Below are 14,658 nucleotides of genomic sequence, written 5' to 3' on the forward strand. Positions count from 1 at the left end.
GTATACTTGGCCAGCTTTTTGCGTTTCGATGCCGTGTCGGGAAACAGATTACCGGTTTTGCACTCTAGCGCACGATCAGCGTGCCGGCACCAAACTCGGTGAAGAGTTCCACCAGCACCACATGGGGCTGCTTGCCGTTGAGGATCACCACGCCTTCCACGCCATTGTCGAGCGCTTCAAGGCAGGTTTCGACCTTGGGGATCATGCCGCCCGAAATGGTGCCGTCGGCGATCAGCGCCTTGGCGTCGCGTACTGTGAGTTCAGGGATCAGCTTGCCATCCCGGTCGAGTACGCCTGGCACGTCGGTCAGGAACAGGAGGCGCTTGGCACCGAGCGATCCGGCAATGGCACCGGCGAAGGTATCGGCATTGATATTATAGGTATTGCCATCACGTCCTGGCGCCACCGGGGCGATCACCGGGATCAGTTCGGAGCGGGCCAGAAGGTCGAGCAGCGTGCGGTCGACTTCCACCGGTTCACCGACAAAGCCCAGATCAAGCACGCGCTCGATATTGGAGCCGGGGTCCTTGAAGGTCTTTTCTGCCTTTTTGGCGAACACCATGTTGCCGTCCTTGCCGCACAGGCCGATCGCCCATTCCCCCTCGGCATTGATCAGCGCCACAATTTCCTTGTTGATCGAACCGGCCAGCACCATTTCGACCACTTCCATGGTGCGCTGGTCGGTGACGCGCAGCCCGCCCTCGAACTTGGATTCGATGCCCAGGTTCTTGAGCATCAAGGCGATCTGCGGTCCGCCACCATGCACCACTATGGGATTGACCTTGGACTGCTTCAATAGCGCGATATCGCGGGCAAAAGCCTGGCCAAGCTTGAGGTCGCCCATGGCGTGGCCGCCATACTTGACCACAACCGTCTTGCCCTCATAGCGCTGCATATAGGGCAGGGCCTGGGCGAGGATGCCGGCATCATGGCTGAACCGGTCGGTATCGGAGGCTTGATCGGACATGGTGGTGGGCGGCTCCCTGGCGTGGCCTACAGTCTGGGCGAAGGGTCTAAGGCATTTTCGCCCCGTATGAAACGCTATTGCCCAGCTTTTTTGAAGAGCGGTGATCCATTTGTTGCCCTGCGGCGTATTCAACTGAAAGGCCGTGGCACGGCCTCATGGACGGGAGGGCCAAAGCCCATGCCAGAACAATCCGGAACCGCCGAGATTGCGGATCTGATCGCGCGCTGCTCGCTGCGTGACCGCCAGGCCTTTCGCACGCTCTATCAACGCACAAGCGCGAAACTCTTCGGCGTCGTGTTGCGTATCTTACGCAACAGGGCCGAAGCGGAAGAGGCCATACAGGAGGTCTACATCAAGGTCTGGCAGCGTTCTGATCGCTATGTCGCGGGGCAATATTCGCCGATAAGCTGGCTGGTGGCGATCGCGCGCAACCATGCGTTGGACATGGTGCGGGCGCGCAGGCCATCGGGTGATGATCTCGATACGGCGATGGACGTCGCCGATACGGGCCCGAGCCCGGAGCGGCTGACCGCGTCGAGCGAGGATGGCGCCCGGATCGAGAATTGCCTGGGCCAGTTGGAGGCCGATCGGGCCGAGGCCGTGCGCGGTGCTTATCTCGACGGCTACAGTTATGACGAGCTGGCGCAACGGTTTGCGGTGCCGCTCAATACAATGCGAACCTGGCTGCGGCGCAGCCTGATCAAACTGAGAGAGTGTCTGACGGCATGAGTATGGAAGGGGACAGCAAGGGCGGCGGCGAGCGCGGGGCGCTGGTGGCTGAATATGTCCTGGGCCTGTTGGGCCCGGCCGAACATGCGCGTGTCGAGGCGCTGATTGCCGCCGACCCGGCTTTACAGGCCGAGCGTGACTTCTGGGCCGCCCGCTTTGCGGCGCTCGACAGCGAATTTGCCGAGGTGGCGGCACCCGCTCATGTGCTCGACCGGGTGGAGACCCGGCTTTTCGGATCAGCGCCGAGGGCCTCCGTGTGGGATAGCCTGGCGCTTTGGCGCGGTATCACCGCGGGCGCCTTGGCCGTCGCGGTTGCCGCCATCGGCTTTAGCCTGATGCAGCCGGCACCCAGCGTGACCACGCTTACGACCCAACTGGTCGCCGCGCTCGAGGCCGAGGGCAGCGACGTGCGCTTCCTGGCGCTTTATGACGGAGCCGGGGCTGTCCGGCTCACCGCCTTGTCCGGCGAGGTCCCCTCAGACCGCGACCTGGAGCTCTGGGCTATCCAGGGTGGGCAGGACCCCATTTCCATGGGTGTCGTTCCGGTCAATGAACGCTCCGTGGTCGAATTGAGCGAACAGGTCCGCTCCGGCTGGGGAGAAGGGTCGGTGCTGGCCATTACCCTTGAACCGAAGGGCGGCGCGCCCGAAGGCAAGGCGACCGGTCCGGTCGTGGCCCTGGGCGAAGTGCACCAGATCTAATCGATCAGCAATTTCACGCTGACCCGGTCGTCGAAGGACCAGCCGCCCAGGGCCAGGATTTCGCCCGCGTCGTCACGCACCAGCGGTGCGGTGCGGATGGCTTCGGCCGGGGTGGTGACCTTGAAACCGAGAAAGTTCTCCAGCCGGTGGCGCGGCATAAAGTCGGTAGCTCCGGCGACAAGGCCCGCCGCGTCAGACAGGTTGGTAATCAGGAAACGCTGGTCCCAGACCAATCCGGCATGCGGCGCCAGGACACAATCTTCGGGCAGGGCGCGGCCCGGTTCGCGCGAGATGGACAGTTTGTGCCCCTTGAGACGCACCACGGCGCCAAGCAGTGTCGCGGCACGCGGCAGATCACCCTGGGCGATCTGGTCATAGAGTTTTTCGACCTGTCCCAGCGCTCGCGGCTTCTGCCGACCGCCGACAATGTTGAGCGTGCGGGCCAGTACCCGCCGGCCAATGGCCGGGCTCAGGGCCTCAAAGGCAGCCTGGAGCATGCTGGCGGCACCAAAGCCATCCAGCGTCACCAGTTCGGCAAAGGCGGCGTCTGCCATCTGCCTCAGCGCCAAATCGGCCTCTGCCATGCGCGTGGCAAAGCGGGAAAGGGCCGCGGCGTCCAGCCCGTCCTCGGCGAGCAGGGGCAGGCGCTGGCGCCAGCGCACACGCTCATAGCTCCGATCATCGTTGGATGGATCGATGGCTGGCCTCAGCCCTGCTTCGGCCACCAGCAGTGCCATGCTGGACGGCTCGACATCGAGCAGGGGCCGAAACACCCGCACACCTTCCACCTGGCTAACCGCGCTCATGCCCTTTAGCCCTTCAATGCCGCTGCCATGGGCCAGGCGCATCAGCACGGTCTCGGCCTGGTCGGCGCGATGATGAGCGGTCAGCAGCAGGGTTGCGCCATCGGCGGCCATGGCCTCGCCGATGACGCGGTAGCGGGCCTGCCGGGCCGCCTCCTGCAGGCCGGTTTCGGGCTTGTCCCCGGTCCAGTGCAGTCCGCGCGCGGCAAGACCCAGCTTTTCGGCTTCGCGCAGCACCATCTGCACTTCCGCGGACGCTTCAGGGCGCAAGCCATGATCGAGGCTATAGACGATCAGCTTGGGCGCCTGCTCCAGGCCACTGGCCCAGCGCTGGGCCAGCAGCATCAGGGCTAGGCTATCCGCTCCGCCGGAGACGGCCAGGCCAATAGCGGGTTCGTTTACTGCCGGCGCGAACAGCCGCGCCAGCACGTCCGGATCGCCCAGATCGGGCGTCAGACCGGTGGACATTCGGCCCTGGCCTTTTCCTCGGCGAGGCGGGCCTGGAAGGCCGGGATGGTGTCGGGATAGCGCGCCGATACCTCGTTGAAGGTGCGGCAGGCAGTTTCGCTTTCGCCCACGCCAGCCAACGAGACGCCGAGCTTGAGCAGGATGTCGGGCGCCCGCTCGTGATCGGGGTTCTTCTGATAGGCATCGACCAGCGCATCGGCCGCCTCGGCATAAGCGCCACGGGCGAGCATGGATTCGCCCAGCCAATTGCCTGCATCGATCACCTGCGGATTGTCGGGGTAAAGTTCGATGAACTGACTGAACTGCTGCTCGGCGAAGTCATAGTCCCCAGCCAGCATGGCCTCGTATCCGGCCCGGAACTGGGCATCTGCATCGGGATTGCCCGTCTGGTCGGCGGCGGGGTCATAGCTCAGATTGAGTGGCTGGCCGGTGATGAGGTCGACAACACCGAACTGGCCCGTGCCTACCAGCGGATCGCCGGATTGGCCCAGATCGTCTGCCGGCGCAGTGCCGTCATCGAAAGTGGGATCGAACTCGATCTCACCGGGCAGGGGTTGCACGCCCTGTTCGGGAATATCGGTCAGGGGCACGTCCGTTTCATTTGCAGCCGGGTCCTGCGGCAACGTCTGGGGCTGCGTCGCGCCGCCCTGCGTCGTTGCCGCTTCACCGTTTCCCGGGCCACCGCCTTCCAGTGCCAGGAAGCGGAACTCGGCGTCTTCCTGGAAGCGGTTGAGGATTTCCTGCAACTGGGTGAGCTGGAAGGTCAGGCCATCGACCTGGCCATTGAGCACGCGGATCTGCTCTTCAAGCTGCTGGATGCGCACCATGAGCTGGGCACTGTCTGCCTGGGCCACCAGGATGCGGCCGCCATTATTGTTGAAGCCCAGACCGCCCAATTCACCCGGCGGCATTACCGTCTGCGCCTGCGCCGCCTGGGCGCACAGGCCAAGGCCCAGCGCACACAACGCCGCGCGGCCCAGTTTCGTCAAATCCTTAAGCGTCACACCTGCCTCCGAAATGCTGCCGATGCCGGCCAAGATGGGGGTTATGCGTCAGCCGATAAAGAGCAATTTTGGTCAAAAGAAAGCGCCCGGACCATTTTCTGGCACCGGGCGCTCTTGCCTCCAGTTTTCACCGGATCAGATCGGCCTGCCGCAGTGCGGCAGGCCAAGGAATTTACTGGACGACAGTGACCGCGCGGCGGTTCTGGCTCCAGCAGGAGATGTCGTTACAGATCGCGACCGGGCGTTCCTTGCCGAAGGACTGGCTGGTGATGCGCTGGGCATTGACGCCGCGGCTCACCAGGTAGTTCACGACTACAGAGGCGCGGCGGGCGCCAAGGGCGATGTTGTATTCACGGGTTCCGCGCTCGTCGGCATGACCTTCGATCATGATGCGGTAATTGGCGTACTGGTTGAGCCACTGTGCCTGCTTGTCGAGCGTGGCCATGGCTTCGCTGGTGAGCGAGCTGGAGTCGGTTTCAAAGAAGACGCGATCACCGACGGTGACAATGAATTCCTGCTGGCTGCCGGGGGCGCCGGCACCGGTGTTGCCAACGCCGGTCAGGCCGACATTGTCGGTGGCGCTGCGCGAACAGGCGGCGACGACCACGACGAACAGCAGCATGGCTGCGGCGCGCAGGGCGGTATTGATGGGGGCGGGGATGGCCAAGGCGGGCTCCTACGAGGAAAGCTAAAATCTTAAGGGCAGCATTTACCGCGCTTAATCTTAAAACCGGGTGTGCCAGCGTGGTTAATCTCGGGCTAATGGGGCGCGGATGTGGCGGGAATCCAGGCTTTTTTGTGACGTTGCGGCTCGGCAACAGGGGACGCCGGTTCTGGAGATAGGGTTAAGGCCGAGCTTTGTGCCGCGTGCAACCGTGAGGCTGCCATGCCGGGGCGCTTCGAGCTATGCCCCTGGGGCGGGTATCGCGCCCACCGCGCCGCTAGCCTTCGGTCAGCTTGAACTCGATGCGGCGGTTGCGGCGATAGGCTTCGTCGGTTTCGGCCGGATCGAGGGGGGTGAACTCACCAAAGCCTGCCGCGACCAAACGATTGGGTGAGACGCCCTGGGACACCAGATATTGCGCAACCGAAATGGCGCGGGCCGCCGAGAGCTCCCAGTTGGAGGGGAAGCGCGCATTGGAGATCGGACGGCTGTCGGTATGACCATCAATGCGCAGCACCCAATTGATGTCGGTCGGGATTTCAGTCTCAAGCTGCAATATGGCATCGGCCAGGGAATCGAGCTGGGGCAAGGCGGCTTGGTTGACATCGGCTTGCCCCGCGTCAAACAGCACTTCGGACTGGAAGACAAAGCGGTCGCCGACCACTGTCACATCGGCGCGGCCTTCGAGAATCTGGCGCAGGCGGCCGAAGAAATCGGAGCGATAGCGGGCCAGATCCTGCACACGCTGGGCCAGGGCCAGGTTGAGGCGACGGCCCAGATCAGCGATCTGGGTGCGCGATTCTGCATCGCGCGCCTCGGACGCTTCGAGGGCCGCTTCGAGGGCCCCGATCTGTGTGCGCAGCGCGGCCAATTGCTGATTGAGCAAGGCCACCTGGGCATTGGCTTCATCAGAAAGCTGTTCGGCCTGCAGCAGGTCCGATTCCAGCGCGGCGATGGTATCGTCGCGATCGCCCAGGCCCGCGCCGATGCCGGCGAGCTGGTTGGACAGGGTCTCGTTTTCCGATTGGGCACCCGCCAAGGTTGCGGTCAGCGTGGCCAATTGCGCGTTGAGGTCGTCGGTATTGGCGCGTTCGAGCTGCAGCAATTCGGTCAGTTCGGCGATCTGACTGTTGAGCCGCGCCAGGGCGGTATCGCGCCCCTGGATTTCCTGGCCCAGAAAGAACTGGGTCAGCATGAACAGGGACAGCATGAAGATGATGACGAGCAGCAGGCTCGAAAGCGCATCGACAAAGCCGGGCCAGTAATTGGCTTCCTGTCTGCGGCGGGCGCGCGCGGCGGGCATGGGCTAGTTCCGGCGCTCGTTGTCGGCTTCGTCGAGCATGGCCTGGATCAGGTCACGCAGCTTCTGGTTGGTTTCGCCCTGCTCGGTGATGTATCGGCGCAAATCCTCCTGCTCGGTGCGGATATGCTTGACGAGCCCATCAATGCCGCGGGCCAGTTCGGCCATGGCGCGAATGGCATTCTGCGAGGAGTTCTGGTTCTGCATATTGGCGCCCATGCGCTCGATCATGGCCTGCATGTCGGCACCGGCCACGCCCATGGAATTGGCTTGCATGGCGGTAACCGGGTGGTCGAGCTCGGTCATCGAGGTCATCCAGTCCTCAAGATCGGTATAGAAGGCGTTCTGCGCTTGGCTGGTCTGCAGGTCGAGAAAGCCCAGGATCAGCGATCCGGCAAGGCCGAACAGCGAGGACGAAAAGGCGGTGCCCATGCCGCCCAGCGGCGCTGCAAGGCCTTCCTTGAGATTGGAGAACAGGGCGGCGCTATCGGCCGAGGTGACATCGAGCGCATTGATAACACCGGCCACCGAGCTCACGGTTTCGAGCAGCCCGTAAAAGGTGCCCATGAGGCCGAGGAAGACCAGCAGGCCCGTCAGATAGCGCGATGTGTCCTTGGCTTCGTCGAGGCGGTTGCCCACCGAATCCAGGATGGAGCGCATGGAGGCAGGCGTAATGACGGCCTCGCCGATACGCTCGCGCAATATGCCCGCCACCGGCGCCAGCAAGACGGGCGGCCGGGTGGAGGTGACGTTGCCGTCCTGCAGGGAGTTGACCCATTTGACTTCCGGAAAGAGGCGGAAAATCTGCCGGAAACTGAGGAAGATGCCAATGAACAGGGCGAAGAAGATCATCGAATTGATGAACGGGTTCGCCCAGAAGAAGGAGATGATGTTGGTGATCAGTATGGCGGCGACCAGTCCCACCAACACCAGAAAGATCACGATCTTGACCAGATAAACGGTCGGGCTGGCGAGGTGATAGGGGTCGTAAGTCTGCGTCATTTGTCCCGTACCTTGCCCCTCGCGCGCAAATCAACCGCCCCTGAGTCTAGAGGCGGTAGAAAGGCGTGACAATTAAAAAGGTTAACGGCACGGAATGACAGGAATGCGGCAGCGCTACTGAACCTTGCGCAAGGATTTGAGCAAGGCACCCTGCAAGGTTTCGTTGCCGGCCACGATCTGGCCGTTCCAGACCGATCCTGGCTGGCCGGCCAGGTCGGTCACCAGACCGCCGGCTTCCTTGACCATCAGCAGGCCCGGTGCGACGTCCCAGGGTTGAAGGCCCGCTTCCCAGAGCGCATCGAAGCGTCCGGCAGCCAGCCAGGCCATATCGATGGAAATCGAGCCGCCCCGGCGAATGCCGGCAACGGCGGGGTTGATCTGCGCGAGCTGGCGCAGCTGCAGGGTGTCGTTGCTGGTCCCTTGCGTCTTGATGCCGGTGGACACCACGGCGTCGGAGAGGTGCCGGCGACCAGCGACGCGCAGGCGCTTGGTGTCGGCAAGCCAGGCACCGCCACCCTTTTCGGCGGTATAGAGTTCGTCCATGATCGGGTTGTAGATCACTGAAGCAACGATCTCCTCGCCCCGCTGCAGGGCAATGGCGACGGCAAACAGCGGGATGGAGTGGAGGAAGTTGGTGGTGCCATCGAGCGGGTCGATGATCCAGGTGTGCTGCCCGTCGGTGCCATCGACCTTGCCGCCTTCTTCCATGAGGAAAGCGTAAGTGGGGCGGGCTTTGCGCAGCTCGTCATAGACGATCTGCTCGGCCCGGGTGTCCGCCCTGGAGACGAAGTCGGCCGGGCCCTTGCGCGAGACCTGCAGGTTTTCGACCTCATTGAAATCACGCGACAGGGATTTGCCGGCCTTGATGGCGGCGCTGACCATGACGTTGAGGAGGGCGGAACGGGCCATGACGTGAACTGCTCTTTTGACTCATGCGGTCCGGCCAGGGCGGGCAGATCGGTCTGCCGGCCGGCCAAGGGGCAGAAGGGCCCCGCCGCTGGATTGAAGTGTGGCGCGCTTATTGCCCCAGAACCGGCGCTGGTTCAAGGGTCTTGGCTTTCCGGCTCGCTTTCGCCGACAGCTGCGTCCGGTGCCGGAGCAGCGGTTTCGTCTGTCGTCTGGTTCGGCTCCACGACCTGGCTTGGTGCATTGGCTGCGTCGGTAGGAGCTGGCAGGACAGGACCCTCGACGGTGGGTATGGTTGCGACTGTTTCGATGCTGGGGGGCGTAGAGGGCCAGAAACGGGCGCGCTCTTCGGCCCGGGCCAATTCCGCCGCCGGGATGGAAACCAGCAGCCGATCAAGGTCCGGATCGGTCAGGCCTTGCCGACGCGCCAGCGCCCGCCACATCGCGGCTTCTTCCAGGTTCAGGTTAACCCCTTCGCCCACTGCGAGCAGCTTGGCATAGCGGTTCTGTGCCACGACATTGCCGTTTGCCGCCGCTATGCCATACCAGGTGGCCGCCGCCTCGACATCGCGTTCGATGCCCTGGCCAAGGTAGAGTAGGGTGGCGTAGTCAACCTGTGCGTCGACCAGACCAGCCTCTGCGGCACGGCGAATGTAATCAGCGCCTTGCGCGACATCCGGCGCCAGCCCCGCGCCCTCGAGCAGCATGGCGCCATAGTCATAGAGCGCCTCGGGCAATTCGGCATCAGCCGCCACTTTCATCAATTCGGCCGCCCTGGTCAGGCTCGGTTCGGCAAGGACCCCTTCGACATGCAGCAGTGCCAGATTGTATTTGGCCGGAATGTAACCCGCCTCGGCCGAGCTGCGAAAAAGCTCGGCGGCGCGCTGGCGATTGCGGGGGACGCCGGCTCCATCCTGGTAGAGCATGCCCAATTCGAAGGTCGCGAGCCGATCGCCATTGTTGGACGCCAACTGATACCAGCCTGCGGCCCGCTCCAGACTTTGTGCAACCCCGAGGCCCCGTGCATAGAGCTCAGCGATCAGGGTTTGGGCGGCAGCGTCGCCTTGCTCGGCGCGCGGCAGGGCCAGCTCAAGCGCGGTCAGGAAATAGCCGCGCTGGTAAGCGCCATAGGCATAGTCCGTGGGGACGCGCGGACCAAAGATGGTGTCACTGATCTGGTCGGCCGAATTGTTTTGTGCCTGGACCGACGAGGCCAGGCAGGCAAACACCATCGCAATTAGGAGGTGACCGGGCCTCATGCGTCTGCCCTGGCTGCCTCGTGAAAGGCGCGCAGCGCTGCCGCAGGGTCGCTCGCCGACCAGATGCAGTCAGAAAGGGCGATGAATTCGGCACCGGTATGACCGATGGCTGCGGGTTCGACCTGCGGGTCGGAATGGATCGCGGGAACCTCGAACGTTTCCGCCCACCACGCTGCCAGTTCTGCCGCAGCCTGATCTGCAGCGCCCCCGAGAGGGCCGAACATCACATAATCGACATCGAGCTCGCCAAAGCTCATGGCGTCGTGGCGCGAGCGGACATTGCCGACCCCGACAATGCCTTCGGGCTTGAGCAGGGTGATGGCTTCGCGGATGGCCTCGACGCCGCCCGAGGTGACATGCACGCCGTCGGCGCCAAGACGCCGGGCCAGTTCGGCGTCATCGTCGAGCAGGACGGCTGCGCCGGCGGCCTGGCCGATCTGGATGGCGCGCTCGGCAAGGTCGGCGTAGGCAGCATCATCGAGCGCTCCACGGCGCACCAGCAGCGCGGCAATTTCGGGGCCGGACAGGACCGTCATGAGCTGGCGGGGAAACCGATCGGGCTGCGGATTGTCTGGCGTGATGAGGTAAAGCTGCGGAGCCATGATGTTCCCGAAAATCGCGACGCGTTCCCTATGCACTCAATTTGGCAAGAAAGGGACATGCCTCAATAGGGGATTGACCCCATTGTAGGCAATGGCAAGGCGGGGGGACAAAAAAGCGCGCGCCCCGGGAGGGAAGCGCGCGCCAGCCGCGACGTTGGGTTCGCGGGAAGGAAGTCTAGGCTGCCCGATCGAGGTCGTTGGTCCACTCCCCGAGTGCGGCCAGCGAATTCATGTGGGCGCGATGGGTGAAAGCCTGACGGGCGGACTGGAAGTTTTCGCGCCGACCGGCCCAGGTGCGGAGGGCCACGTTCTGCAAAGCGCGGCCATAGGAGAAGGTCATCGGCCACGGCTTGCCGGAAATGCGGTTCATGGCCGAGAGGTGGGCGGTGGCTTCCTCGTCTGTCTGTCCGCCGGAGAGGAAGGCGATGCCGGGGACGGCGGCGGGAACATGTTCCTTGAGCACCTCGACGGTGCGCCGGGCCACCTCCTCGACGCTGGGACGGTCACGCGAGTTGATGCCAGGCAGGATCATGTTGGGCTTCAAGAGCATGCCGGCCAGATCGACACCGGCCAGGCGAAGTTCCTTGAACACGTTCTCCAGCACGTCGCCGGTAACCAGGGCGCAGCGTTCCATGGAGTGATTGCCGGGTTCGCCGTCACCCACTACTTCGGGCTCCACAATCGGGACGATGCCGGCTTCCTGGCAGAGCATGGCATAGCGGGCCAGCACATGGGCATTGGCCCGGATATTGTTGCGAGTAGGGGCGATATCGTTGATGGTGATGACAGCGCGCCACTTGGCGAAGCCCGCGCCGAGCTGCGCGTAGGCTTCGAGTCGCTGGCGCAGGCCATCAAGGCCTTCGGTGATTTTCTCGCCGCTTTCTCCGGGCATCGGGAAGGCGCCGCGATCGACCTTGATACCGGGAATGCAGTCCGCATCGGCCAGGATAGCGCGGAATGGCGTACCGTCAGCGGCCTCCTGCTTGAGGGTCTCCTCGGTCAGGATCACGCCGGAGATATGGCGTTTCATTGCCTCGGAGGCGCCGAACAGCATTTCGCGGTAGTCGCGGCGCATTTCGAGCGTATTGGGCAGGTTAATCTTGGCAAAGCGCTTGCCGATCGTGCCTTCCGATTCATCGGCGGCCAGAATGCCCATGCCGGGGGTCATCAGCTTCTGGGCAATGGCGTTGAGCGACTTGGTCATTTTGGGCAAACCTCGGAATTAGACTGGTCCCAGATTAGACTTTGGTTTGCGCGGTTTCGATTAGACCTCCGGCTATACGACGAAAGGCTAATCTTGTATGGTAGATGGGGATGGAACCCGTTGCGGGGTTGGCGCTTTAGCCTTTCCATCGTAAGTTGACGATATCTCCAGGCGTTCCAGGCGCCAAAATCACACAAAGTCAGGATAGAAAATGAGCACGCAACCGCATGTGAGCTTCAATGACGGCCGTTCGATCCCGCAGCTGGGCCTGGGCGTCTGGCAGACCCCGGACGATGTGGCGGTGGAGGCCGTGAGCACTGCGCTCAAAACCGGTTACCGCCATATCGACACCGCTGCCGTCTATAAAAACGAAGAAGGCGTCGGCAAGGGCATTGTAGCCTCTGGCATAGACCGTGGGGATATCTTTCTGACCACCAAGGTTTGGAATGATGATCAGGGTTTCGATGAAACCCTCAGGGCCATGGATGCGAGCCTCAAACGTCTGGGGACCGACTATGTCGATCTTTATCTGATCCACTGGCCGTCAGCGTTCCGGGGCAAGTATATCGAGACCTGGAAGGCACTGATCCGGTTGCGCGAAGAGGGCAAGGCCAAGTCCATTGGCGTGTCGAACTTCGAGGGCACCTATATCGACGATCTGGTCCGGGAAACCGGTGTGACCCCGGCTATCAACCAGATCCAGCTCCACCCGCACTTCCAGCAGCAGGCGATGCGCGACAAGCATGCTGGCTTGGGCGTGGTGACGCAAAGCTGGAGCCCATTGGGGCAGGGCAATGTGCTGGCCGATCCGGTGATCGGCGCGATCGCCAAGCGGCACGGCAAGAGCCCAGCCCAGGTGATCATCCGCTGGCATCTCGATCTGGGTCTGGTGGTAATCCCCAAATCGGTGACCCCCAGCCGTATCGTCGAGAATTTCGAGGTGTTCGACTTTACCCTCAGCGAGGAAGACAAGGCGGCGATCGCCGGGCTGGACAGTGCCGACGGGCGGATTGGATCGGACCCGATGTCGGCGACGTTCTAGAAAAACCAAAGGCCGGGGCGACCCGGCCTTTTTGTTTACTTCTTGAGGGCTTCGACGCCCGGCAAGGGCTTGCCTTCCATCCACTCAAGGAAGGCGCCGCCGGCGGTCGAGACATAGCTGAGCTTGTCCTTGACCCCGGCATGGGCGAGAGCGCCGACGGTGTCGCCGCCGCCCGCCACGGAAACCAGCAGGTCGTCATGCGTGCGCTTGGCGACGTGCTTGGCGATGGCCACGGTGCCGGCATCGAAAGGTTCCATCTCGAAGGCGCCGACCGGGCCGTTCCAGACCACGGTATGGGCATCGTCGATGGCGGCGTTGATGCGCTCGATGGAGGAGGGGCCGATATCGAGGATCATGCCATCGGGATCGATTGCGTCCACGCCATAGAGGCGGGTGGGCGAATTGGCCTTGAAGTGCCAGGAGACCACCGCGTCGATGGGCAGGATGATGGCGCAATTGGCCTTGTCGGCCTTGTCCATGATGCGGCGGGCGGTGTCGGCCAGATCCTTTTCGCAGAGCGATTTGCCGACGCCATAGCCTTGCGCAAAGAGGAATGTGTTGGCCATGCCGCCGCCGATGACCAGACCATCGACCTTGGTGACGAGGTTTTCGAGCAGGTCGATCTTGGAGGATACCTTGGCGCCGCCGACAATGGCGACGACGGGTTTTTTGGGCTTGCCGAGGCCGGATTCCAGGGCCTCGAGCTCGGCCTGCATGGCAAGGCCTGCCGCGGCGGGCAGCAGGCGGGCCAGCGCTTCGGTCGAGGCATGGGCGCGGTGGGCCGCCGAGAAAGCGTCGTTGACATACACGTCCCCCAGGCTCGCCATGCGCTGGGCCAATTCGACGTCGTTGGCTTCTTCGCCAGGATGGAAACGGGTGTTCTCCATGACCATGACCGAACCGGCGGGCGCTTCGTCGATAGCGGCCTGGGCAGCGCTGACATCAACCCAGTCGGTGGCAACGAAGCCGACCGGATGACCGGTCTGGTCAGCGACGGCCGAGCAAACCTGCTCGAGCGAAAATTCAGGGTTTACCTGGCCCTTGGGGCGGCCGAAATGGGAAAGAAGAATGACTTTGCCATCCTTCTTGACGATTTCGCGGATGGTGGGCACCAGCCGCTCAATGCGGGTCGCATCAGTGACCTTGCCGTCGGCGACGGGCACGTTGAGGTCGGCCCTGAGGAGCACGCGCTTGCCCGTCAGATCGAGTTCATCCAGGGTCTTGAAGCCGTTGCTCATGGTGCTGCCTCCGGGTCAGTTCTTTTCGCGCCGTGGGTAGCAGAGTGCCACGTTTGGCGGAAGCAGGGACAGCAAATTTCTCTTAAGGCATGGCGCCCGCCCTCCGGGCATGGGTCTACACCGCCCGGCCCTTCGGCTTGCGGTTGCACGGTAACGAACGGCCAGCGGCCCAAAAAAAGTTGAACGTTCAAGGGCAAGAGCCACTGGCCGTTCGTCACGGAAACACGGATTTTCCACGGGTCCGGATTCAGGCGGTACCGTTATTGCAGGTCCGGCTGCCGAGCTTCTACCCGCGTAAAGAGGCGCCCCTCTTCCCGGCCTCCCCGCCCGGCCCTGCGTCGGGGTCGCGTGTGTGGCGGGGATGGAAGGAGGATACGGGAGAAATCTGGACCGGGGATAAGTCGAAGAACCCGTGACCGAGACAGGCGACGGAAGTGCCTTCTGCCCCCGGCAGACTATCCGGCCAAGGGCGAAACGAGTGCGGCGCCCGCCATGTAGAGCAAGGGTGAGATCAACACCTGTCCGCCCAGGCGCAATAGATCGTCGACCATGACATGTTTGGCAAAACCATCACTGGCAAGGGGTGCGGTGCCGACCTGGGTGAGAATGCGGCGGTGGCGCCAGGTCAGAAAGCCAAGCATCAGAATTGCGGGCAGCGGGATCAGCCAAGGCATCTGCATCATGCCGAGCAGCAGCCAACTCAGGGGGAGAGCTGTCGCGATGCGCTTGGTAAGGAGGAACATCCTGCTGCTCCGTTGCCGACACGGTG

General features: G+C 63.1%; 15 protein-coding genes. 3 read left to right on the plus strand and 12 right to left on the minus strand.

Going from position 1 to position 14,658, the window contains the following annotated elements; translation table 11 throughout:
- Positions 1-64: 64 nt before the first annotated feature.
- Complete coding sequence (argB, locus tag ACE4RL_RS05885) at positions 65-967, minus strand: acetylglutamate kinase (RefSeq protein WP_375599583.1); 903 nt, start codon at positions 965-967, stop codon at positions 65-67.
- Positions 968-1,144: 177 nt separating this feature from the next.
- Between argB and ACE4RL_RS05890 the strand changes: the two genes are divergently transcribed.
- Complete coding sequence (locus tag ACE4RL_RS05890; RefSeq protein ID WP_375599584.1) at positions 1,145-1,696, plus strand: sigma-70 family RNA polymerase sigma factor; 552 nt, start codon at positions 1,145-1,147, stop codon at positions 1,694-1,696.
- Positions 1,693-2,397, plus strand: coding sequence for an anti-sigma factor domain-containing protein (locus ACE4RL_RS05895; RefSeq protein WP_375599585.1), 705 nt, complete (start codon positions 1,693-1,695; stop codon positions 2,395-2,397). The genes ACE4RL_RS05890 and ACE4RL_RS05895 overlap by 4 nt, the downstream gene beginning before the upstream one ends.
- Here the strand turns inward: ACE4RL_RS05895 and tilS are convergent.
- The 9 genes from tilS to ACE4RL_RS05940 all read right to left on the minus strand — a co-directional run bounded on the left by tilS (position 2,394) and on the right by ACE4RL_RS05940 (position 11,609).
- Positions 2,394-3,668, minus strand: coding sequence for a tRNA lysidine(34) synthetase TilS (gene tilS / locus ACE4RL_RS05900; RefSeq protein ID WP_375599586.1), 1,275 nt, complete (start codon positions 3,666-3,668; stop codon positions 2,394-2,396). The genes ACE4RL_RS05895 and tilS overlap by 4 nt on opposite strands.
- Positions 3,653-4,672: a tol-pal system protein YbgF gene (gene ybgF, locus ACE4RL_RS05905; protein ID WP_375599587.1), complete on the minus strand. Its 1,020-nt coding sequence runs from the start codon at positions 4,670-4,672 to the stop codon at positions 3,653-3,655. Before ybgF ends, tilS begins: the two co-directional genes overlap by 16 nt.
- Before the next feature lie 172 nt (positions 4,673-4,844).
- A complete protein-coding gene (gene pal / locus ACE4RL_RS05910; protein WP_375599588.1) occupies positions 4,845-5,339 on the minus strand; it encodes a peptidoglycan-associated lipoprotein Pal in 495 nt (164 codons plus the stop codon).
- Between the two features lie 274 nt (positions 5,340-5,613).
- Positions 5,614-6,639, minus strand: a complete 1,026-nt coding sequence (locus ACE4RL_RS05915) for a peptidoglycan -binding protein (protein WP_375599589.1) — start codon at positions 6,637-6,639, stop codon at positions 5,614-5,616.
- 3 nt (positions 6,640-6,642) lie between these two features.
- On the minus strand, positions 6,643-7,638 hold the full coding sequence (locus ACE4RL_RS05920) for a flagellar motor protein MotA (protein WP_375599590.1): 996 nt from the start codon (positions 7,636-7,638) through the stop codon (positions 6,643-6,645).
- A gap of 114 nt (positions 7,639-7,752) precedes the next feature.
- Positions 7,753-8,547, minus strand: a complete 795-nt coding sequence (locus tag ACE4RL_RS05925; RefSeq protein WP_375599591.1) for an inositol monophosphatase family protein — start codon at positions 8,545-8,547, stop codon at positions 7,753-7,755.
- 134 nt (positions 8,548-8,681) lie between these two features.
- The gene (locus tag ACE4RL_RS05930) at positions 8,682-9,803 is read right to left on the minus strand and encodes a tetratricopeptide repeat protein (protein WP_375599592.1); all 1,122 of its coding nucleotides are present in this window, start codon (positions 9,801-9,803) and stop codon (positions 8,682-8,684) included.
- Positions 9,800-10,405, minus strand: coding sequence for a thiamine phosphate synthase (locus ACE4RL_RS05935; RefSeq protein ID WP_375599593.1), 606 nt, complete (start codon positions 10,403-10,405; stop codon positions 9,800-9,802). Before ACE4RL_RS05935 ends, ACE4RL_RS05930 begins: the two co-directional genes overlap by 4 nt.
- A 175-nt stretch (positions 10,406-10,580) precedes the next feature.
- Positions 10,581-11,609, minus strand: a complete 1,029-nt coding sequence (locus ACE4RL_RS05940) for a class I fructose-bisphosphate aldolase (protein ID WP_375599594.1) — start codon at positions 11,607-11,609, stop codon at positions 10,581-10,583.
- A gap of 211 nt (positions 11,610-11,820) precedes the next feature.
- Between ACE4RL_RS05940 and ACE4RL_RS05945 the strand changes: the two genes are divergently transcribed.
- Entirely contained in the window at positions 11,821-12,651 is an 831-nt protein-coding gene (locus ACE4RL_RS05945) for an aldo/keto reductase (RefSeq protein WP_375599595.1), read from the plus strand.
- Between the two features lie 35 nt (positions 12,652-12,686).
- On the opposite strand, the gene ACE4RL_RS05950 is transcribed toward ACE4RL_RS05945, so the two are convergent.
- A complete protein-coding gene (locus tag ACE4RL_RS05950; protein WP_375599596.1) occupies positions 12,687-13,889 on the minus strand; it encodes a phosphoglycerate kinase in 1,203 nt (400 codons plus the stop codon).
- A gap of 455 nt (positions 13,890-14,344) precedes the next feature.
- A complete protein-coding gene (locus ACE4RL_RS05955) occupies positions 14,345-14,632 on the minus strand; it encodes a hypothetical protein (protein WP_375599597.1) in 288 nt (95 codons plus the stop codon).
- Positions 14,633-14,658 lie beyond the last annotated feature (26 nt).

The sequence above is a fragment of the Devosia polycyclovorans genome, assembly GCF_042181575.1.
In the GTDB taxonomy this organism is placed as follows: Bacteria; Pseudomonadota; Alphaproteobacteria; order Rhizobiales; family Devosiaceae; genus Devosia; species Devosia polycyclovorans.